18 protein-coding genes are annotated in these 22,719 nt (G+C 43.1%); 12 read left to right on the top strand and 6 right to left on the bottom strand.

The window, feature by feature from the left end; all coding sequences use genetic code 11:
• Window positions 1-9: 9 nt before the first annotated feature.
• The 11 genes from accD (at window position 10) to NH399_RS17460 (ending at window position 12,313) form a co-directional block, all read left to right on the top strand.
• On the top strand, window positions 10-912 hold the full coding sequence (gene accD / locus NH399_RS17510; protein ID WP_253042392.1) for an acetyl-CoA carboxylase, carboxyltransferase subunit beta: 903 nt from the start codon (window positions 10-12) through the stop codon (window positions 910-912).
• 4 nt (window positions 913-916) lie between these two features.
• Entirely contained in the window at window positions 917-2,107 is a 1,191-nt protein-coding gene (locus NH399_RS17505) for a folylpolyglutamate synthase/dihydrofolate synthase family protein (protein ID WP_253042390.1), read from the top strand.
• Between the two features lie 93 nt (window positions 2,108-2,200).
• On the top strand, window positions 2,201-2,851 hold the full coding sequence (locus NH399_RS17500) for an SPOR domain-containing protein (protein ID WP_253042388.1): 651 nt from the start codon (window positions 2,201-2,203) through the stop codon (window positions 2,849-2,851).
• Window positions 2,852-2,933: 82 nt separating this feature from the next.
• On the top strand, window positions 2,934-3,449 hold the full coding sequence (locus tag NH399_RS17495; RefSeq protein WP_253042386.1) for a CvpA family protein: 516 nt from the start codon (window positions 2,934-2,936) through the stop codon (window positions 3,447-3,449).
• Window positions 3,450-3,461: 12 nt separating this feature from the next.
• Entirely contained in the window at window positions 3,462-4,991 is a 1,530-nt protein-coding gene (gene purF, locus NH399_RS17490) for an amidophosphoribosyltransferase (RefSeq protein ID WP_253042384.1), read from the top strand.
• A gap of 53 nt (window positions 4,992-5,044) precedes the next feature.
• Window positions 5,045-5,626 carry a lysophospholipid acyltransferase family protein gene (locus tag NH399_RS17485; RefSeq protein ID WP_253042382.1) on the top strand — a complete coding sequence of 194 codons (582 nt, stop codon included), beginning with the start codon at window positions 5,045-5,047 and terminating at the stop codon, window positions 5,624-5,626.
• Entirely contained in the window at window positions 5,610-8,936 is a 3,327-nt protein-coding gene (locus NH399_RS25980; protein ID WP_253042380.1) for a two-component regulator propeller domain-containing protein, read from the top strand. Before NH399_RS17485 ends, NH399_RS25980 begins: the two co-directional genes overlap by 17 nt.
• Window positions 8,914-10,683: a gamma-glutamyltransferase gene (ggt, locus tag NH399_RS17475; RefSeq protein WP_253042378.1), complete on the top strand. Its 1,770-nt coding sequence runs from the start codon at window positions 8,914-8,916 to the stop codon at window positions 10,681-10,683. Before NH399_RS25980 ends, ggt begins: the two co-directional genes overlap by 23 nt.
• 35 nt (window positions 10,684-10,718) lie before the next feature.
• Window positions 10,719-11,165 carry a hypothetical protein gene (locus NH399_RS17470; RefSeq protein WP_253042376.1) on the top strand — a complete coding sequence of 149 codons (447 nt, stop codon included), beginning with the start codon at window positions 10,719-10,721 and terminating at the stop codon, window positions 11,163-11,165.
• Window positions 11,166-11,488: 323 nt separating this feature from the next.
• Window positions 11,489-11,770, top strand: a complete 282-nt coding sequence (locus NH399_RS17465; protein WP_253042374.1) for a hypothetical protein — start codon at window positions 11,489-11,491, stop codon at window positions 11,768-11,770.
• 129 nt (window positions 11,771-11,899) lie between these two features.
• A complete protein-coding gene (locus NH399_RS17460) occupies window positions 11,900-12,313 on the top strand; it encodes a hypothetical protein (protein ID WP_253042372.1) in 414 nt (137 codons plus the stop codon).
• 308 nt (window positions 12,314-12,621) lie between these two features.
• Here the strand turns inward: NH399_RS17460 and NH399_RS17455 are convergent, their stop codons facing one another.
• The 4 genes from NH399_RS17455 to NH399_RS17440 all read right to left on the bottom strand — a co-directional run bounded on the left by NH399_RS17455 (window position 12,622) and on the right by NH399_RS17440 (window position 18,387).
• Window positions 12,622-14,298, bottom strand: a complete 1,677-nt coding sequence (locus tag NH399_RS17455; RefSeq protein WP_253042370.1) for a hypothetical protein — start codon at window positions 14,296-14,298, stop codon at window positions 12,622-12,624.
• Window positions 14,299-14,945: 647 nt separating this feature from the next.
• Window positions 14,946-15,524, bottom strand: a complete 579-nt coding sequence (locus tag NH399_RS17450; protein WP_253042369.1) for a hypothetical protein — start codon at window positions 15,522-15,524, stop codon at window positions 14,946-14,948.
• Between the two features lie 185 nt (window positions 15,525-15,709).
• Window positions 15,710-17,065: a sigma-54 dependent transcriptional regulator gene (locus NH399_RS17445; protein ID WP_253042367.1), complete on the bottom strand. Its 1,356-nt coding sequence runs from the start codon at window positions 17,063-17,065 to the stop codon at window positions 15,710-15,712.
• A complete protein-coding gene (locus NH399_RS17440; RefSeq protein ID WP_253042365.1) occupies window positions 17,062-18,387 on the bottom strand; it encodes a PAS domain-containing sensor histidine kinase in 1,326 nt (441 codons plus the stop codon). The genes NH399_RS17445 and NH399_RS17440 overlap by 4 nt, the downstream gene beginning before the upstream one ends.
• Before the next feature lie 205 nt (window positions 18,388-18,592).
• Here NH399_RS17440 and NH399_RS17435 point away from each other — a divergent pair, with 205 nt between their 5' ends.
• Window positions 18,593-19,096: a DUF5946 family protein gene (locus tag NH399_RS17435; RefSeq protein WP_253042363.1), complete on the top strand. Its 504-nt coding sequence runs from the start codon at window positions 18,593-18,595 to the stop codon at window positions 19,094-19,096.
• Window positions 19,097-19,127: 31 nt separating this feature from the next.
• Here the strand turns inward: NH399_RS17435 and NH399_RS17430 are convergent, their stop codons facing one another.
• Together NH399_RS17430 and NH399_RS17425 are read right to left on the bottom strand one after the other, a co-directional pair.
• Window positions 19,128-21,548 (bottom strand): response regulator, encoded by a 2,421-nt coding sequence (locus tag NH399_RS17430; RefSeq protein ID WP_253042361.1) that lies wholly within the window; start codon window positions 21,546-21,548, stop codon window positions 19,128-19,130.
• The gene (locus NH399_RS17425; protein ID WP_253042359.1) at window positions 21,545-22,495 is read right to left on the bottom strand and encodes an ABC transporter substrate-binding protein; all 951 of its coding nucleotides are present in this window, start codon (window positions 22,493-22,495) and stop codon (window positions 21,545-21,547) included. Before NH399_RS17425 ends, NH399_RS17430 begins: the two co-directional genes overlap by 4 nt.
• Between the last annotated feature and the right edge of the window lie 224 nt (window positions 22,496-22,719).

The raw sequence follows: 22,719 nt of genomic DNA, 5'->3' as shown, positions 1-22,719 counted from the left end.
AGGTATTCAATGAACTGGTTAGATAGACTACTGCCCAAGCGAAATACATCGGTGACTAGCCGAAAGAACTCAGTCCCAGAAGGGGTATGGTCCAAATGTACTCAATGTGCATCGGTATTGTATCGCGCTGAGCTAGAACGCAGCCTAGAGGTTTGCCCTAAATGTAATAACCACATGCGCATCACTGCCAGAAAACGACTAGAGCGTTTATTGGATCCAGATAATCAATTGGAGATCGGCGCTGAATTGAAGCCCGTTGATACTCTCAAGTTTAGAGACTCCAAAAAATATAAAGATCGCATTCAGTCAGCGCAAAAAGTCACTGGCGAAAATGACTCGATGATTGTCATGTCAGGCGAAATATTAGAAGTGCCTGTTGTTGTTGCTGCTTTTGAGTTTTCCTTTATGGGTGGCTCAATGGCGTCCGTTGCTGGCGAGAAGTTTGTTCGCGCCGCTAATCATTGTATCGAGCACAACAAACCTCTGATTTGTTTTTCTGCCAGTGGTGGAGCGCGTATGCAAGAGGCATTGTTGTCGTTGTTCCAGATGGCAAAAACCAGTGCAGCCCTTGCTCGAATGTCGCAAAAAGGCATTCCTTTTATTTCAATTTTGACCGATCCAACCATGGGTGGTGTTTCTGCCAGCTTAGCGATGTTAGGTGATATTAATATTGCCGAGCCAGGCGCTTTGATTGGTTTTGCTGGTCCACGTGTGATCGAGCAAACTGTCCGCGAAAAACTGCCAGATGGTTTCCAACGCAGCGAATTCTTATTAGAGAAGGGGGCGATTGACATGATTGTTGATCGTCGTGAAATGCGCACCAAACTGGCATCATTATTGTGCAAGATGACTCATCGACCTGAGCCCATGCTAGAGGTTGAAGCCGAGGAAGAAGAAGCGCAAGGGGAATAATTTTTTGTCTCGCAATTTAAGTGAGTGGTTGGCTTATATCGAGTCAACCCACCCACAGTCTATTGAGCTGGGCCTTGAACGTTTGTTAACGGTAGCCCAGCATCTTCAACTTACGGAATTTGAAGCGCCAGTTGTCACAGTAACGGGTACAAACGGTAAAGGATCCACCGTTGCAGTGATTGAAGCCTTAGCGTTAAGCCAGGGTTTATCAACGGCGGTTTATACTTCTCCTCATCTTATTCAATTTAATGAACGTTTGCGTTTGTCGGGCCAAATGGTCGACGATGCAAGTTTGTGTTCAGCTTTTGAGCAGATAGAGTCGGCTCGAGGTGATATTGAATTAACCTATTTCGAATACTCTACATTGGCGGCCCTATGGGTGATTAAGCGACAGCAGCCCGATATTATTGTGCTCGAAGTGGGCTTGGGTGGCCGCCTGGATGCGGTAAATATTGTTGAGAATACGGTTGCCGTTATCACCAGCGTAGCATTGGATCATGAAAGCTGGTTGGGTAACGATCTACGCTCTATTGCGCGCGAAAAAGCGGGTATTGCTCGTGCGGGCAAAACAGTGATTATTGGCGAAGAAGAAACCTTCAATTTGGCGCAAGAGTTTTTGCCCGACGTGGGGAAATTAGTCTCTGCCTGGAAAGTGGCTGAACCCATTGAAGGTTGGCAGCTGGTAGAAGATAAAGTCGCGCAAACTATCCATCCTACCAGTTTACGTTGTGGTTATATGGCGATGGTTGAGTTGGGGCTGGTGTCACTTCCAGCAGATGGCTTGTTGAAAGCATTAGACTCTCTCCATTTGCCGGGACGCTGGCAGTTATTGCAGCCGCAGGTTTGGGCTGATGTTGCTCACAATCCACAAGCCATCTTGAACCTAAGATGCAAAATGGAGCAGCAGACGGGCATCAAACAATGGTATGCTGTGTGCGGTATGTTGCAAGATAAAAAAGCAGCTGAATCTTTGACACCTTTAAAGGGGCTGATATCGCAATGGTATTTTGCTTCCATTGACGGCGAAAGAGGGCAATCGGCTCATGCGTTGCAACAATGTGTTGGTTTGTCAGAAGGTGTATGTAGCGATTCGGCAAAAGACGCATTAACATCGGCACTGGCCGCAAAAACGTCATCGACTACGGGTATTATTGTGTTTGGTTCGTTTTTAGTGGTGGCCGATGTTTTGAATTAGTGGCGTTGACTATTAACAAATAGTGACGATGACTATCAATGAAAGATCATCGAGGCCCTCACCTTATTTGACGGCATCAGGAAAATAACGAATATGGGTTTGGATCAAACCATCAAACAACGACTAGTAGGCGCGATTGTCTTGATTGCGCTGGCAATTATTTTTCTCCCTGGCATTTTGGGGCAAAAGAATGTGCGTGAACCCTTCGCATCCAAAATCCCTGAACAACCTGTAGCGGAGCAGACGCAGCAGACCACGAACACTCAGCCAGCTAATGAGCCAGAAGTGGTGACAGACAAGGTGGTAGAGCAAAAAACTGTCCCTGATGCGACTCAAAAAGATGAACCTAAAGCTCAAGTTACTAGCAAAAAGCCCAAAGAAAACACCAAATCAACCACTCCGGTGACAAAAAAAGTCGTCGAAAAACCGTCGCCCGCCAAAAAGGAGCCAACTCCCGTTGCCGCTCAAACCAAGCCAGATACAGCAATGAAGCAATCTGGCTGGGTGGTGCAGGTAGGCAGTTTTTCATCGCGAGCCAACGCCGAAGTGTTAGCCAAAAAGCTTGAAGCATCAGCGATGAAGGCGTTTGTACGCCATATTAATATCAAACAGAAAAAGCTTCTGTACCGGGTTTATGTTGGGCCATGGCTCAAAAAAGAGCCGGCGCAGAACGCGGTCAGTAAGATAGAAGATATCACTCGATTAAAGCCAATTGTTGCACGTTGGCAACCAAACATACACTAAGGATAAAATCAAGATCTAGGCGACCCATACTGGCTCTGGTAAAATACGCCATGTTCATCTTAACTAAGGTTTTTTTCACTCTATGGTCTGGTTCGACTGGGTTATTCTTGGCCTTATTGGTATTTCTACACTGATCAGCCTGGCACGAGGATTTATTCGAGAAGCATTCTCATTAGCGGGCTGGATTTTGGCATTTTTTGTTGCCAAAGGCTTTTATGTCGAAATGTCTGCTCTGCTACAACATCAAATAGAAACACCCAGCCTGAGAATGGCCGTTGCCTGGGGCCTATTGTTTTTTATGACATTGGCGGTAACTGGCCTGGTTAATTACCTGTTAAGTCAATTTATTGAGCGGTCTGGCCTCAGTGGCATGGACAGAATGATGGGGATGGCCTTTGGCGCCTTACGGGGTGTTTTAATGGTATCCGTCATCGTTATTGCGCTTAAATCTTTTACGCCAGTACCCGAAGATAACTGGTGGAAACGTTCAACTCTTGTTCCATATTTTGAAGTTCTTAGCAGCTGGTTCTATGCTCATTTAAAGCAGACGATTCCTAGCCTGGCTTCAAACGACGAAATTCAATCATCACATTCTTAGGACATTAGCTTTATGTGCGGTATTGTAGGTATTGTTGGTAAGTATCCTGTAAATCAGAGTTTGTATGACGCTTTGACGGTTATGCAACATCGTGGGCAGGATGCCGCTGGGGTGGTCACGCTCAATGAAGGGCGTATGTTCATGAGAAAAGCCAATGGATTGGTTCGCGATGTATTCCATACCCGTCACATGCGTCGTTTGGCAGGTAATGTCGGGATAGGACATGTTCGTTATCCTACGGCAGGTTGTTCAAGCTCGGCAGAGGCTCAGCCTTTTTATGTTAACTCTCCTTATGGTATTGCTCTGGCCCACAACGGCAACCTGACCAATGCCGAAGTGCTAAAACAAGAGCTTTACAACACGGATCGTCGTCATATAAACACCAGCTCTGACTCAGAAATTCTATTGAATGTGTTAGCACACGAACTGCAAAGCAAATCAGACAACAATCAGCTGTCTGCGGATGATGTTTTTTCTGCGCTTAGCGGTGTTTATGAGCGCTGCAATGGTGGTTATGCTGCGGTAGCCTTGATCCTGGGCGTTGGCATGGTGTGCTTCCGCGATCCTCATGGTATCCGTCCTGCGGTGTTTGGTAAGCGTGAAACTGCAAATGGCACCGAGTATATGGTCGCATCAGAAAGTGTCGCTTTGGATTCATTAGGTTTTGAGCTGATTCGTGATGTAGCACCTGGCGAAGCCGTATTTGTTGACTTTAATGGTGAGCTGCATACTCGCGTCTGCGCCAAGCAAACAGAACTCAAACCTTGCTTGTTTGAGCACGTTTATCTGGCGCGTCCTGACTCTATGATTGATGAAGTATCCGTTTATAAAGCGCGCCTGCGTATGGGTGATAAGCTGGCCGAAAAAATTCTTCGTGAGTGGCCTGATCATGATATCGATGTGGTTATTCCAATCCCTGACACTTCAACAACGTCTGCAATGGAGTTAGCTCATGGGCTTAATCTGAAAATGCGTCATGGTTTTGTTAAAAACCGTTATATTGGCCGCACCTTTATTATGCCTGGACAGCAACAGCGTAAGAAATCAGTACGCCGAAAACTGAACGCCATTGATCTGGAATTTAAAGGTAAGAATGTTCTGTTGGTGGATGATTCTATTGTTCGTGGCACCACCAGTAAGCAGATTGTTGAGATGGCAAGAGAAGCTGGCGCTAACAAAGTCTATTTTGCTTCTGCTGCTCCAGCGGTACGTCATCCTAACGTGTATGGCATCGATATGCCTGTTGCTACTGAGCTGGTTGCACACGGTAAGGATAATGACGAGATCGAAACGGCCATTGGCGCTGATAAACTGATTTATCAAGATCTTGATGATCTGATTGATGCGGTGAAAGAGGGCAACGCTAATATTGATGGCTTTGATGCGTCAGTCTTTACCGGCGAGTATCTGACTGGTGATATTGATGCAGCTTACTTTGAAGCGTTAGAAGCAAAGCGTAGCGATAGTGCCAAAGAGTCTGGTGGTGTTGAAGACGTTGATATGGTGATGGACATCCACAATGACAACGAAGGCGCGGCGTAACATTACGCCCGCTTTAAGGCCTGATAACTCTAACAACAAGCCCGAGGTGTGAGTTGAAATTTTTTTTTCGTGTATTAGCCAAGTTGATTGGCTGGAAAGTACTGGGTGAAAAACCAAAAGATGACCAGTATGTGGTGATTTTTGCCCCTCATACCTCCAATTGGGATGTTGTATTGCTGCTTTTTTTGCGTACTTTGTTAGACTTGAAGCCGCGTTTTATTGGTAAGCACACATTGTTCAAGGGGCCTGTTGGCTGGTTTTTAACGGCTCTGGGTGGTTCTCCGGTTAATCGAAGCTCACCAAAAGACATTGTGGATCAAATTATTCAGAAGTTTAATGATGATCCACAATTTAAACTGGCGATTGCGCCAGAAGGTACACGAAGTAAAAAAGATCATTGGAAAACTGGATTTTACCGCATTGCTGTTGCTGCAAATGTACCGATTTATCTGGTTTACTTAGATGTGAAAACCCGCACTATGGGGCTTGAGAAAGAGCCCATCATGCCCAGCGGAGACATTGAAAAAGATTTTGAACTACTGCGTGAGTTCTATGCTGACAAACAGGGAGTGATACCCGAGTGCACATCTGATGTGCGGGTAAAAAAAGACACTAAGAGTGAAAAAACGAACTAAACGACTGCACCAATTTTTATGGCTCCAAAGTCTATTGTTACTTTGTGTGCTGGCTTTGTCTGGTCGTATTGGTTTTGCCGCAGAAGTTCAAAAACATCCTATTCCTTCTCGATTGAGCTTAAAACATTTCTCGATTGAGCAGGGGCTGTCTTTGAGCGTAGTTATGGATTTTGCTCAGACAAAAGATGGTTATGTCTGGGTGGCTACGGAAGATGGCCTCAATCTTTTCGACGGGTACCAGTTTAGAATATTTAAACACGAAACTGGGCAACCTCAATCTCTGCCAGATAACTTAATCAATGACATCATGGTCGATGCCAAGGATCGTCTATGGGTGGCGACCGATAAAGGCGTGTCACTTTATGATCCTGGTGTCGATGGCTTTATTCATTACTTGATGCCTTCAAGCACAGACAACCATTCCATCGTCACTTTATCTGAAGATCTCTATGGGCGCATCTGGGTGGGTGGAGCCAGTGGGCTTTATGTATTCGATGAGCTGTCTAATCGTTTTTCTTCTTACGAGCAAATCATAAAAACAGCCAGTAAGTTATCACGGCTTAATGTGCACGCTCTGTTTTCTTCCGGTCCTAATTTATTTGTCTCGACTGGACGTTGCCTTGAAGCACTCGACTTTATTAGCGAGAGTATTACCCGAGATTGCTTTGATGATATTTTTGATGCTGAGCAGGACGTTAGCATTAGCTCGCTGCACTCCAACGGGCACGAAATTTTATGGATTGGTGTGTTGCGCGGTGGCGTTATCCGAAAAAACCTGATGACGGGAGAAAAGCGCTTTTATTCAGCGGGCGGAGTCGACAAAAAAATAAGTTCGAACTTTGTTCAAACCGTATTTGTTGATAGTCGCGACTTTGTCTGGGTGGGAACCGCTGACGGACTCAATGTGTACGATCCAGACACAGAACGTTTTACCGTGTACCGCAAAGATAAGTATGGTCACTTTGGTTTGCAGTCAGATGATATTTTGTCGGTATTTGAAGACAGCAATCACATGATCTGGATTGGAACCTACAGTGCTGGCTTTCACATCTGGAATCCTCAAACCGAATTCTTTTCTCACTACCTGACCAGTGCAGATGCCAATAATTTTGATATCGAAAATGTGGTCCATGCAATTACCTCCGACTTATTGGGTAATCTATGGGTGGGTACCTTTGATGGTGGTTTGTTTAAAGTTGATACCGAAGCCAAAGAGATTGAACAAATCCAGTTTTTGCAAGCTGACAACTTAGCACAAGATCCAATTTTTTCGTTGCACTTTGATATATATGACAATCTCTGGATTGGTACGCTCGGAGGCTTAAGAATTTTCGACTATGATCAATCTCAAGTTATCAGCGATTTTATTGATGAAGAAACCCAGAGTGAGCTGTCTGTTATTACGCTACTGGAAGATCATAGTGGTGATATCTGGCTGGGTACGACCAATGGTCTGTATAAAGCCATCAACAAAACCGGAAAAGTCGCTGCGGCAAAAGATATTGAGTTACTTAACTATACCCATCGACTAGACAGTTTGTTTTTGGACAAAAGCTCACCTATTAAAGCCCTGTATGAAGACGTAGAGGGTGCGCTTTGGATTGGTGGTGATAACGGACTCTTATATTATGATCCAGAAACCCATGAGCAGTTTTTGTTTCAATCCGAAGAAAATAATTCACGCAGTCTATCCGACGATGTTATTCAGGTTATCTACGAAGATACTCAGGGCAATTTATGGGTCGGGACTGCTGATGGTTTGAATCAACTCTTTATTAACCGTCTGGAGATAAGCCGTAGCTACTTCCAACGTTATACCGAAAAAGACGGATTACCCAACGACAGCATTTACGGCATCTTGTCTGGTAACGACGAAAACCTTTGGTTAAGTACCAGTTTTGGTTTGATTAAGTTTGACGTTAGTAACTATCAGGTCAGTCACTTTGTTCGCAGCGATGGTTTACAGAGCAATGAGTTTAACACCTGGGCTTACTATAAGAGCGTTCAAGGCCAGTTGTTTTTTGGTGGCATCAATGGTGTATCTGGGTTTAAACCTGAAGAGTTCTCAAAAAGTGCGTACAACGCTCCACTTGTTTTGTCTAATGTCGTTGTAGGTTCAAATAGACAGCCTGTGAGTAGGTCGATGCTTTCTGACAACAAGGTGATTATCTCTGAGAATGAAACCTTTATTTCTTTTGAAGTGGTGGCTCTCAATTATTTCTTTGCCGAACGTCAGAAATATCGCTACCGACTGAATGGATTGCATGAAGACTGGATCGAGCTGGATAATCATAGAACCATTTCTTTTTCATCATTGAAAGCAGGAAACTACATACTCAATGTTCAAGCCTCTGATAAAGATGGGCGTTGGTTGGATAATGAGTTAAATGTGGATGTAGTGGTGGAGAGCTATTTTTGGACCTCTGGCGCGGCTTTCGGTATCTATATCCTGTTAACCTCGTTAGTCTTATTTTTGAGTATTTATTTCTGGTACTTACACATTAGAAAAAAACACAATGTGCTGCAAACAAAACTGGATAAATCCAAAGTCATGCAAGGGCAATTGGATGAGCAGGTGTCCTGGCTTAATGCCAATATCGAAAAGAATGAACAAAAGAATCAGACTCTCGAAACCAAGCTTAACGAACTGGAGATTAAGTTGGCTTCTTATAAGAAGCGCGATCCCATTACGCAGTTCTTTTCGCGCAAATATTTTGAAGAGTTGATCATTAACGAAGAACGTTGGTGCTCGCGCCAGAACCAAGATATACCTCGAGGTTTGTTAATAGGGATCCATGTTGTTAATTATAAGCAGCAGTTTAATTCTTATTATCCCGCTAATATTGAAGCCGCAGTATGCCAATTGTCTGAAGCGTTGAGCAGTTATTTTTCGGGTGATGATTTATTCTGCCGTTGGGAAGATGACCAAATATACCTGTTAGAAAGCGGGGAGATAGATCGAGTAGCTCAACGAATTGTGAATCTTTATAAAATATTGTCCAATCGTTCTTATGATATGGGCAATGGTAAATTGCTAAACCTTGAGTTTAACATTGCTATGATCCCGGTTCCTCTGGTAGAGAAGTCATCAAACAGGGATACGCGCATTCAGGGCTGTTATCTAATGGAAGATTTGCTGGAGTATTTAGCACAAGCCGGACAGAGCGGGTGCTTCCAGTTCAAATGCCGTTCAGATATTCATATATCAACACTGAAGCAACATTTGTCAGATGGTGTTGAATTATTACTAGAACAACAATTATTTTCTTTAAAAGAGTTTGAAACGCATGTGGTTGAAGAAGAAGATTAATGCGCTTAGACGTATTGGCTATTGGAGTTTAGCGGTTTGGGGATTACTGTGGTCGACACAGTCTTATGCTGATAATGCACTGATTGAATGGCATCCGATTTATCATCCTATTGAAGCGGATGCTGGTATGGTTGCTACACAGGAGCATCGAGCTTCGCGAATTGGTGCCGAAGTTTTAGCTCGTGGCGGTAACGCCGTTGATGCCGCTGTTGCTATCGGATTTAGTGAAGCCGTTACATTGCCTAAAGCAGGCAATATTGGCGGTGGCGGATTTATGTTGATCTATCTGGCAAAGGAGCAAAAAACCATTGCGATAGATTATCGCGAAGCAGCACCTGCCGCAGCGTTTCGAGATATGTTTCTTGATGATAAAGGGGATGTAGATAAAAACAAATCCCGTTACTCGTCGTTGTCGTCTGGGGTACCAGGAACCGTTGCTGGTATGTTACATGCGCTAAAACATTATGGTTCGATATCACGGCAGGAAGCGATTCAGCCAGCGATTGATTTGGCCGCGAAAGGTTTTGTTGCTGATCGCCCTTATCTGGCGTCATTAGATGCGCGCAAAAAAAGACTGTTGAAAGATCCTGAGTTTGCTCGAGTTTACTTTAATCAAAGTAAACCTTATCAGGTAGGCGATTTGATTAAGCTGCCTGAACTGGCGTGGACATTAACACAAATTAAAAAGAAAGGCCGTGATGGCTTTTATAAAGGTCCGGTGGCTGAAAAAATCGCTGACTATATGTCAAAAAGCGGTGGCTTAATCAGTGTTGACGATCTGGCTAATTATCAAATCAAAGAGCGCAAAGCCGTCACTGGAAATTATCGGGGCTATCAGGTTATTTCTATGCCACCCCCTAGCTCTGGAGGCATTCATATTATTCAGGCGTTGAACATTCTAGAGCGTTTTCCTATGGCCTCCATGGGGTGGGGAAGTGCGCAGCATGTTCATACTATGACGGAAGCATTTAAACGTATTTATGCGGATCGCAGCCAGTTTTTGGGCGATCCTGATTTTGTGAAGATACCTGCTAAAGATATTATGTCTAAGGACTACGCAAAAGCTTTGGCGAAGAATATCTCGTCTGGCAAAGCAACACCGTCCAGTGCGATTAAAGCGGGAGTGCTCCATGCGGAAAGTCCGCAAACCACTCACTACAGTGTGATGGATAAATGGGGCAACATTGTTACCAATACTTATACACTCAATTTCAGCTTCGGATCAGGCAAGGTTGTGCCTGGTACTGGCATTATTTTAAATAACGAAATGGATGACTTTTCTTCTAAGCCTGGTGTGCCCAATGCTTATGGCTTAATTGGTGGAGAAGCCAACGCAATTGAAGGTGGCAAGCGACCGTTAAGTTCGATGACGCCTACCATTGTGATGAAAGATGGACAGCCAGTATTAGTGACTGGCAGCCCCGGAGGCAGTCGTATCATCACTGCTGTGATTCACCAAATCGTTAATCTGGTTGATTTTAAAATGAATATTGCCGAAGCCTGCTCGGTTCCTCGTTTTCATCATCAGTGGTACCCCGACAAACTTATGTTAGAAAAAGGTTACTCGCCTGACACAGTAAGAGCGTTACAGGGTATGGGTCATAACGTTGTGGCGACACGCGCGTTTGGTAGCGTTCAGTCTGTGGCACAAGATAAAGATGGAAAATATCTGGGAGCATCGGATCCGCGTCGGCTGGGAGCGCAAGCGGTGGGTGTGACTAAGAATGGAACTCTGGTTTTTTACTAGACGCTTAATGCTCTCCAAAATAGGATGACTTTAAAATGCGCTCAATAGTATTGGTTTTGTTACTAGTGCTGCTTGTATTCTCATCTGATGCTAAGTCAAATAAATGTGAAGAAGAGTTATTGGGTACATACAAAGAGTTTGACCAGTTATTAAGGAAAGACTCAATACTATCTATTAGATATTTAAGTAACTATCTTTTGTTGTCGAATAAGTCTTTTTCGATAGAAGAGTTAATGTCGAGATTTATCGAGCATAATAAAGACATCTTAAATTATATAGAGTACTCAGCTGAGTGCTCTTCGTTAAACGATAAGCAGCCTAGATTAAAGCTGAAGTTTAAGATTAAAGACAAGAATGAGAGGTTTAAAAGGCTTGAGGTGCAATTCTCATATGAAGATGGCAGTTACAGAATTTTGACTTTAGCAAAAGATCTTGAAAGCTCTTATTTTGATAAAAATGTGAATTATAAGAAAGTGGACTGATGCTGGATAAAGGACACCCGTCTTTCATACATTTGCAGACATTCTTTTTATGATAGGTGAAATTAAGCCTCCTGGTTTCAAAATAGAAGCGCACCACCTATACTATTGGCTTATATGCCAAAAGCTTGTTGCTGGTATGTTTGATATTGCGAGATCCGGAAGTGCGTTTTGTCGGGATGATAAAAACTCTTCCGATAAAGCGAAATAAGAATTTCTTTGTACTTACTTATTCTTAAGAGCGGTTCAGTTACAGTTTAACCAGATAAACTAGATGCTTCTAATAATACTGTTAAATCAATAGATCGCGTTTTTTAGGTGAAATTATGCTTAGGATTAATGCAAAAATCTATTTTAAAACTAAAGAAGAAGGTGGCCTACATAAAGATGGTGTTTCTGGGATGCAGCCGTCATTTTTTATGCCCAATGATCTAATTATATGTAAGTTAATTTCTAACACAGGTGATCATCAATTCAAATTAGGTAATGAATATGAGTTGGTTGTTGAGCTTCCATATGGTGAAGAGTTCAAGGATGAAGTTGTAGCTAGTTATAAGTTCCACCTTAATATTGGAGGGCTGGAGTTTGCTTCAGGAGTAGTCCTCTAGTTTCAGGATGGAAGATAGAGGACACCCATCTTTCAGATTGACAAGGAGAGTGATGGCGTACTTTTGGTTTATAAAGGGTAAAGGCCAGCCTAGTGTCGTTCCTGCAAACCCATTGAAGGAGTTTTAGTAATGATCAATAAAAGTGACTTGATAGCGACTGCTCATGTAGCATTGATTGGATGTGTGACGCCTGCACTCAGGATGTTAAAAGTCTTGTTTTCTGAAGCGCAGCATAAAATTTTTGTCATTGCCTATTTTGACAGTGTTCCAAAAGTTTACGAAAAAGAGCTAATTTCAGATATTTCCGGAGAAATAGAATGTTCATTGGTTGATGCTCGTTATGAGTGTCACGCAGTTTGCGTTCAAGCCGCAGGAAGCGTTATAGGAAGCCTTAAAGTCGAACGCTTTGAAAGTGAAACTTGCGACTCTATTTTATTTTCAGAAATATGCTACCTCAGATTTGGTGAGGGCGGTGGTCATGATGAACTAAGTCCCGAGAGCTATGAAAAGTTGGACTTGGGAGAGTATCAAAAAATAGAATAAAAGAGTCATTGCGAGCACTCTGTTTATGAGAGGCAATATCAAGCCTCTCATAAAGAAAGATAAAGGACCCCGTCTTTCACATTGACAAGGAGAATGATGGGTGTCTTTTTTATTCTTTTCACTAAAAATGACATTCTGGTTTTTTACTAGAAAGTGTTGTCTTAAAAATTAATAAATATTGGACAATGGCTGTTTGATACGATAAGTCGGCCAGAAATTACCAGAGTATGGTGGCTCATAGATGATTATTAAGGAGTGCCTCCTTTGATCTGGAGATAAAGGAGGCATGTGATGAGTATTATTGGTGTTTAAGGAGAGACACACGAGAAATGGGCGCTGGTGTCTATGTTTGGCTTATTCAAGTTGTATTGCAGGAACTGAGCCACGCTGTCTTTGGGAGTGCTATTGTTGTGATAAGGAGAACGGTAAACACTGGAGTGTACCCAGCAGCCTGTATTTTTAGGAGTCACGGTAACATTAGTAGTGCATTGCATTCCACTGACGGCAATGGCGAGAGCGGAGCTGCTGGCGTAATAGCTGTTGTTGGTGCGATGACGACCTTTACCAGAATAAACCAGTTCTCCTGTGCTGGTCATTTCTGCTGAGTAGTGACGGTTTTGCAGTAGGGTATGAGTGGCAGCATCAGAATCGGTATTGGTATTATATTCCACCAACATTTGTTCATTGCTGGTGCCTTTTTTACCCGTGATTTTGACCATAGATTTCACATCTTTATAAGTTTTTGCAGCGATTTTTCCATACTCACCTAAGTCTCCCGCAGTAATGTTGCCGTCTTTGTCTTTATTAATTTGTTTATACAGACTTACTGCATCATTGATCACATCCATAAGTTTGTCTGATTTAAACTCTTGCTTATTTGATTGACTTAAAATCAGACTTTTATCGACCGCCTTAACATATCCATTATTTAAGTTGATTTTAAGGTTAACAGAATCTTTGGCTGATGCTTCCGAATGCCCTCCAAACCAAGACCATTGGTCGTTGTTTACTTGCAGGTTGCTGCCGTAAAGGGCATAGATATCTAAGTTAGCACTACAACCTGAACAGGCGTAACCATTCTCGTCTTCGCATAAAATGCGTGTAGTGATTTCAGATTTATTGGTGCGTCTCACATCGGTATCAGCTAAGTCTAATTGATGCCCTCGACCATATACGTAAGCTTCGCCATAGTGAGAAGCATAAAAGGACTCTTTCCAGATTTTTTTGTGCTTGCTGGGGTTATTGTTTTTGTTCTTATATTCCCAAACCGGAAATTGCTGATAGCCTGTGGGGAGATTTTGGAAGCCTGTAACAACAGTACACTCGCAATCATTGCCTCGAGGACCTCCAGGAGAAGGCAACCAGGGACGGGTCGGACGTAAGGTTGAAATCATTTCTTCGACCATTTCTGGGTAATGTTCTTCGGCGTATTGATACAACGTGACTTCTTTCGAGGGTATTTCCGACCGTTCTTCCCATTGATAATAACTTTCTGGATCTTTGGCTTTGGCAAAATCTGCGAATCGTTTAAAGGAGGGAGATAGGGCTTTTTTCTGCCATTCGTCAAATACAGTTGAATGATTAGTGATCAAAATATCAAATAATCGAACTTCACTTTTTGATTGAATGTCTTCTTCAGAGTAGTGATCTTGAATGTACTCCCATTGATTGGGAGCATGTTGTTTAACATAGCTTGATAGCGTAATAAATGTTCGTGAAAGTCGGCCATACTCAAGGAAACTTTCTATTAAGTCGTGGCGCTCTTCTGCGATTAAGACTTCACGATACGATGGATTATGTTCCCCTTGCCATTCTGCAATAACATTCATTATGTCTGATGAAACAATAATGGGCGCATGGCTTTTACGAGTTTCTTTTACTACATCCAATGAAGAGGCCATTGGTGTCTGGTCAGTCGCTTTTTGAGCGATGGCCATATTCATTGCCATTACTGACAAAGCAATACTTATTGATTTTTTTAACATAAACAACTCCTGCATGTTTGCATATTTTTTGTGTTATTCGTTTGCCGAGTCCGCTCTGCAAACCTTAATGAAATCGGCGGCTAGTTTAATGAGGAGCGGCGTTTTCGGGCTATGAAAATGGCAGGCAAAATGGGGATAAAACTCTAACTACCGGGATGTTTTGGGGTGTTTTATGGGAATAATCAGGTTGATCAGGTCAATTATATTAAGAGTGGATGGTGATTATGATTAGATATTGAACGGTTGTTAGAAAAATGAAAAATATTTATAGAAGAGCTTTTCAACTTAATCAGTATGGTTTTTATGAATACTCTTGGTTGCTTGTGATACTTTTAGGGTTAAGAGCTGAGCTGCTATTTTGAACTGTTGTATTAAGTGTCAGTCTTCTGGTTTGGCAACGTATAGCTTTAAGATTAAAATTTAATCTGCTAGATCATGTTTGATTTTCTTCAAGTAAATGCTGGGTATTACGTTCGTTTTTTATACTGAAAAATTCAACTCGCTCTGGTTTTTTGTGGAATAGAAAGAAAAAGCTATATAGGCAAAGGAGCGGGATAACTGGGGGGAGTTAGAGATCGGTTGGCGATTCTGGGCCTGTTGAGCTTGGACTGATGATCGCAGCCTAAGAGCAACAGGCCTGATATCAATTAATTCTTCTTTTCAGTTTTCTTAATAACGATGCGTTCAACTTTTACATCGCCTCCATCGCTGCTGTGCTTAAATACATTTTCTGAATCTTCTGTCACAAAGACCATATCGCTTTCGATAAATAGAACTTTTTTATCATAGCCAGTTGCGAGTAACGCATCATTGATAGCTTGGCGTTGTTCTTTTGTTAACGTATCGCCCATAATGCGCAATCCTTTGTGACGATGATGCAACATATCTGGAACTGAGTGAATTCTTGCCATCATGTGGTCACCTTCCAGATCAGGAAGCACTACAGGCTCGCCATCAATATCGATAGAAAGTTTGCCATCGAGTTTCTGGATCGTTAGGTTTTTGCCATTTTTAGTTGTAATCACTTTGGTTTCGCCTTCCGCCAGCTCGGGCAGTTGGAAAACAGCAACGTCACCATCCACTTTTAGATCAACCTTTGCGGCTTCGTCATTGTCCTGACTGATAAATACTGAAATCTGTTTTTCTTGTTCTTCAGCGGTTGCCCATCCGGTTAAACCTAAGCTTGCAAGGGCTGTCACTAATACTAGCTTTTTCATTGATTTCATTTTTTGTTTCTCCATTAAAGTTTTAATTCGCTATTAGGGCCTGTGCCCTGGTTAGCTTCAAGTAGAGTAACTCAAGCATCGTGCCACTTTTTATATTTTCTATAAGTGTTTGTTTTTAATGACTAAGTTGCTATCTCCACTGATTTTTAATTGTTTTACTTTATCCGCAAAACATCATAGGTTCCCTATTTGGGGAATTGGACTTGATGTTTTTCGAGTCGATATAAAAAGGCTTTGTAACTTAAGCCTAACAACTTCGCTGCTTGTGTTCTGTTGTTATTGGCTTGTGTTAACGCCTGCTGCAAAATGTCTTTTTCGAAAGATTCCCAGTGAAGACCTTGTTCTGGCAAGTCAAAGTGTTCAGAAAGAGGAAGTTGTTCTTTGGTAAAAGGCAGATCAGCAGGAGAGACGACTTCTCCCGCCTGCATGATGGTAATACGCTCAAGTAAGTTTGATAGCTCCCTGACATTACCTGGCCAGTGGTAACTCAACATGCTTTGCCATGCTTTAGGATTAAAAGATACTTGCTCACAATGATGTTTGGTTGCGTATTGCTCGGCAAAAAAGGCAACCAGATCGGCCATGTCTTCTTTGCGTTCTCGCAGGGCGGGAATTGACAGAGGAATCACATTGAGTCGATAGAAGAGATCTTCGCGAAAGTTGCCTTGTGACACTTCGTCAGCCAGATTTTTGTGAGACGCTGCCAAAATGCGTACCTGCATTTGAATTTCTTCAGTGCCACCGACTCGTATAATGCTGCCTTCTTGAAGGAAGCGTAACAGTTTTGCTTGAATCGATAGAGGCAGCTCTGCGACTTCATCAAGAAACAGAGTACCACCATTGGCGGCTTCTATTTTGCCTATCTTGCGATGTTGGGCGCCGGTATAGGCTCCTTTTTCGGCGCCAAAAAGTTCGGCCTCTGCAATCGACTCTGGAATAGTAGAACAGTTAACGGGCAAAAAGAGAGCTTCTTTTCTGGGAGACAGCTGATGCAATGCTCGTGCTACCAGTTCTTTTCCTGTGCCGCTTTCGCCGTGGATCAATACGGTGACATCCGTTGCCGACAAACGCTCGACCTGAGCAAAAAGCTTTTGCATCTTAGGTGCTCGGCCAATAATATCTACGAGCCGATTGCGTTCGCCTTGTTGCAGTTTGAGTTCAGCATTTTCTTTTTTGAGTGTCAGGCTTTGTTCTGTTTTTTTAAGCGTAAACAATAATTCATCTCGCTCAAAAGGCTTCGATAAATAATCATCGGCGCCCGCTCGAATCGAAGTGACAGCATGACTGATGCTGCCGTAGGCGGTTGCTAAAATAAAAGCCACCTCGGGATAATCCTGTTTGATGTTTTCGAGTAAAGTCAGCCCATCCATTCCTGGCAATTTCCAATCAGAAAACACCACATCGATAGGATAACGACGCATCAACTCCAGTGCTTCTTCTGCCGAAGCCGCATCATAAAGTTGATAGTCAGTAGCACTTTCTATAATTTGTCTAAGTAAGGTGCGCTGTTCTAATTCATCTTCAACTATGAGTAATTTCATTCGGTTACTTTTCTATCATTTAACGTTATTTTAAAACAACTACCAGCCGGTGAGGTTTCGAGCAATTCGATGTCACCATGGTAACGACCTCTCACGATTCGTCGGGCAATGTAAAGACCCATGCCTGAGCCGCTAACTTTACTGCTGGTGTGAGGTTTAAAGAGGTTGTCCAAATAATCTTGAGCAATACCTTGTCCCTGATCTTTAATGAGTAGAGTTTTTTGTTCTCCTTCTGTAGAGAGGATTACCGTAATGACACCGTTTTCTTGCTGCGCTGGATAGCTTTCTGCTGCGTTGATCATCAAAGAGTGGAAGACACTATAGAGTTCGGATTCGACTCCTTTAACATAGAGTTCTTTTTCACCTTCAAGTATTACCTCGGTATGGGCACATTGTTGTTCAACCTCATGTTTTAAGTTGTGACACAGTGTTGCGATATCCACAGAGTGTTGAGGAATTTTTTCGTGGGTCGCGATGGCCATCAGATTCTTTAGACTCAGATCAATTCGCTTAATCTGAGTATTAATGATATCGGTTAATGAACGCTGTTCGGGATTTCGATGAGCCAGCTCACCGAGGGATAATCCAATGGTGTTGAGTGGGTTGCGAATACTATGCGCTAAACCACGAGCAATATCTGATAATTCTGAGGTTTGCTTTTGTTCCTGCCAGTGTTGTTTTTCCTGTTCGAGTCGTTGCAGCTCTCCTGACATTTTGTTGACTGCGTTGACCAGATCGTTGACTTCGTAACTGAGCGGTTTTTTGCTTTGCTCTACCTGAATACCAAAGTTGCCCTGACCAATCGACTCGCTGACATGACAGAGTGTTTTAAGTGGTTGAGTTAACTTGCGGCTTAGCCAGTAAAACAGAATCAGTGCGACAGTCATTATCAGCAGACTGGATAGAATAATTTGCTGTTGAGTGGTTTCCAGACGTTTTTCGACAGCGGTTCGTGGGATAGGAATGTCGACAGATTGTTTGCCACGTTTGAGCATAATCGAGCGACTATTCTGTTGATCTCTCAATCGCAACTCAACACTCTGGGCCAGGTTGAGTTGACCGCCAAAAGGCAGCACTCGGGTTCTTGGTTGGGAGCTTTCGTCGGAACCAACAAAGGCGAACTGATGCTGAATATATAACACTTCTCGATTGAGGTTGTGGCTGAGCATCGATTCGACAGTGCTTTTACTCACTTCAAAAGCGGAGCTGCCCAGTTGTTTGCTAACGGATTCCGTTAGATGGTGTAAAAACCAGGTGTTCACCGTCAAAATGAGCAGCAAAATGGCGAACATGCTGGCAAAAATAACACTTTTTAGAGACATGAAGTTTTCCTGATATGAGGAGTGTTACTCCTCTATCTTAACGTTAGTTTCCTGATATGGGGAAATAAAATGCGTGATAAGGCCTATATATCCCATTACTAAATGAAGTGGCAAAGTTTATGCCAGTGGTTCTGGACGGTTTTCTCGTTATTTGTTAAACCTTAATCAATACACAGGATGTTAGGAATGATTGGGGAGAACGGCTATGGAGTCTTGTGTCGGATGTGGAGCTGAGCTGATGGCGATGGAAGGGCCAACGCATCCCTTTATGCGCTCATCCGCAGCTTGCTGGAATCTGTTTGGAATTTTTATGGCGAAGGAGTACTCAGAGCCCGCCTATCGAGAATCGAGTGCTTTGGCTGTAGATTGTTATGCTGTTCAACATCCTGGGCCAGATAATCGGCGCGCTAATCAGTGGATGGCCACTCGTCTCATGTCTTTGTGTCTGGTATTAGAATATTCTTTTGAGCAGAATCAGGCGAGTGCGGCTGTTAGTGAGATGATCAGACAGTTTCATCCAGTATTCGACAGATTGCAACCGCCAGCGGATAGGGGACATGTGACCATTCAGAATGTGGCTGTTGCTCAAACGCCTGTCGCTCAAAGACAGTGGGTGCAGCAATGGGCTGAGTCCTGCTGGCAGGCATGGAGACCTCATGCCGATCAGGTTCGTCATTGGTTGAGAGAATATAAACTGGTTAGAGCCTGAGAGCAGTTAGTTCAGCTTCGTGGAAGCTAGATTATTCGTGGACGGAAAGCAAGTATTGCTCCAGCAATGCTCTTAGGCGTTCTGCGCGTAACGGCTTGGTTAGGTAGTCATCCATACCGGATTGAATACACTTCTCTTTGTCTTTGGCCATAGCGCCAGCCGTTAAGGCAATGATTTTTACGTTTTGATAGTGTTGACCTGCCTTACCCTGACGAATGTGGCGAGTGGCTTCGTAACCATCCATTTCGGGCATCTGACAATCCATCAATATAAGACGATAAGTCTCTTCTTTTGAGGTATTTAGGCGAGTCAGAGCATCTTGTCCGTTGATGGCTATATCACTAGCTAACCCCATCGTTTTTAACAGACTGGTTGTGACCATCTGATTCACCTGATTGTCTTCTACCACCAGAATTTTACTGTCTTTGGGCCATTTTGGTGTGGGAGAACGTCGACTTTGAATCTTGAGATCTCTGATGTAGTTTTGTGTGATTAAAGGTTGTGCTTGTTGCAAAGAATCGCCACCGTCCAGTGTAATGGCAAGGGCGTCGAGTAAATCTGAGGGGGTTGCGGGCTTAGAAAAATAACCATGAAAACCAACGTCCGCATATTTTTGCACGTCGCCTTGCTGCATGATAGACGTCATCATGATGAGTCGAATTGACTGATAGGCGGGATGTTCTTTGATGCGTTTACCAAGTTCCATTCCGTCCATATCCGGCATACTGAAATCAAGAATAGCGATGGTAAACATCGGTTTTTTTTGAGTGGCTCGGGTAGCAAGTATAGATAAAGCTCGAGGACCATCTTCGGCTTCTGTCACTTTGGCTCCCCAGTGGTTGAGTTGAGTCGATAACACTTCACGGTTGGTGGCGTTGTCATCAACAATCAAGATAGGTTGATCCGTCAGATCAATGGTTGGGATGCTGCCAGTGAGTGGGGCGCCTTTGTTAAGAATAATATAGAAATAGAATCGACTTCCGACACCTTCTTTACTTTTTACATGAATGTCACCGTTCATAAGTCGACATAATTGCCGCGTAATGGATAATCCGAGTCCAGTGCCTCCATACTTTCGAGTCGTCGAAGTATCGGCTTGCGTAAAGGATTCAAAAAGTTGGTCTTGTTTTTCTTTTGCAATGCCAATGCCTGTGTCTTCGATAGCGCAGCTAAATTTAAGTCGGCCTGTGTTGGTTTCTTTTAACTCCGCGCGAATAACAATTTCGCCATCTTGGGTAAACTTAATGGCGTTACTTAACAGATTGTTGAGTATCTGCCGTACGCGATCAGGATCGCCTTTTACCATAGTGTGTTGAATCTGGCTGACATCCAACACTAACTCTAATCCTTTTTGTTGCGCTTTGTGCGCATTGACTTCGGTCCAGTCACCCAGCCGAGTGCGTAAATCAAAATCTACCTCGTCAAACTCAAGCTTTCCGGCTTCTATTTTGGAAAAATCAAGAATATCGTTAATAAGAGTAAGCAAAGAGTTTGCGCTTGACCGAGCAACATTAAGATAGTGGCTTTGTTGTTTGTCCAGTGGCAACTGTTCCATAAGGTCAAGCATGCCGATAACGCCATTCATAGGTGTGCGTATTTCATGGCTCATGTTAGCGAGAAACGCCGACTTTATATGCAGAGCTTGTTCGGCCTCTTCTTTGGCTTGTTGTAAATCATGGGTTCGTTCCGTCACCTGTTGCTCTAATTTGTGATTGAAGTTGATGACCTGTTGTTTAGCCTCGGCTAACTCTTCAATCATGGCAGAAAATGATTGCTCTATAACTCGCAGCTCATTATTTTGCTCTAGCTTTAAGTCGATCTTGGCTTCAGTCAGGTTGTCGAACTTAACTTGTGTAATGGCGTTAATCAGCCTGGTCAAAGGTTCTAATAACCACTTTTTACTTATCCAAAGAAAGATAAGCCACAGAGCTACACCTTTGATAATGGCGTTGATAACAATAAAAGCGAAGCCAAGTTGAACGCGATTTAAAACAACCGATGAATGAGAATAAAGTGTGGCCGTGCCCAGCTGTTTTTGCTCGCCAAAAATTTCGTAATTAATAGGGAACTGATAAAAAAAGTACTCGCCAAATGCGTCGTTGTTTGATGAGATATCAGGAATAGGACGCGATGGTGTCGAGCCAATGGACTCGAAAGGCATGGACTCATTGACTAACTCAATTTTAACCCCCGTGACAATGGGAACTTGATAAATTCCTTGGAGAATAGTCTGAGTTCTTTCTCTATCAAGTTCCCACAGCGCTTGGCTGAGTACAGGGCTAAAAATTAATTCATAGTTTTTTAGTTCTTCGACAATTGTTCGTTGAGTATGTCGATATTCTTGAACGATATGGACAAGAGTGACAGTGATTGCGACCAGGCAATAGAATATGAACACACGGCGAATGAGTTGTGTTGCAATAGAATCATATTGTGAAGGCGGTGATGTCATGGCTGACAACCCTGAGGCAACCAAGGAGACCAAATGTTTTTATTTTCTTTTAACCAATGCTGTGCAGCCTGTAAATGAGACATCTTTTTTAATACCACTAAAGCCGACGCATTGGCGAGTTGTTGATTGCTGAAGTTAATTTTTTCGAGTAACTGATAAGCGCAAGGCCATTGGTTTTTCATACCTGGCCATGCTGCTTTTTTGAGCCAGCCATTGGCCGGATTGCCGCAGTCATATACGAGATTTTTATTAACTCCCCACTCTGGTTGAGTTTCGCACTCTGGGGCATAAGCTGGGAACTCTACAAATTGTCCTTCGTAGCGAGATTCAACCCAATTAGGTGTCCAGTTAAAAAGCACAATAGGGCGCTTTTCGTCATAGGCTTTAGACAAAACTCGCCATAAGTCATCACTTTCTTTTAATAAAACGATATCAAAGTTTAAAGCTAAAGCTCTTACTCTGGCTTCATCCGGTTTTTCCCAGGGGCCCGCATAGTAAGTGCCTGTCTGGTTGCCTTGGGTCGAAAAAATGGCCGCACACTTTTTGAGAGCCTGCCAGTCAGGCAGACCTGGGCATAGCGGCTCTACATACTTGGGATACCACCAATCTTCTCGGGTAGTCGCGTCGTGCGTACCCGCGTCTACAATCAGTCCTCGTTGAGCCATATCATTGAATTTTTCTGACATGGTGCCTTCCCATACTTCGACCTGAACATGAGCAGCGCCATGAGCCAAGGCTCCCCATTGTTGGGCCGTAGAGGAAGAAACATATTTAACCGGATATCCCTGTTGTTTAAAGAGCTCACCTGTAATATGAGCTAGCACAATTTGGCTGGTCCAGTTATTGGTAATAATTCGGATAGGTCGTTGTTGGGTACTGTTAGGGCCAGCAACTGCTTGCAGCCAAAAGCTAGCCAGTGCCAGAAAGAGTAAACCTTGACGCATCATGGGTTGAAAACCTGATTCTTCCGTTGCTTTCTATGTTTTTTTAAAAGTATAGGCTACCAGTCATTAAAGGGGAGTGGTTTTGTACATTGAGATATAACTTTGTTTTTCAAAAGGAGTCATTGCTGGTTCCTTACTCGACACTTCGAAAGATGCAAGCCTTCAAGGAGGCTCAAGCATAGAGGGGCACAGGTAAGTGTCTGTTTTATAAACATCATAGGGCTAGA

It is taken from the genome of Pleionea sp. CnH1-48 (genome assembly GCF_024124665.1).
GTDB lineage: Bacteria > Pseudomonadota > Gammaproteobacteria > Enterobacterales > Kangiellaceae > JAMXSB01.
The sequence above is the reverse complement of the archived record's forward strand: the minus strand, read 5'-3'. Positions and strand labels throughout refer to the sequence as shown.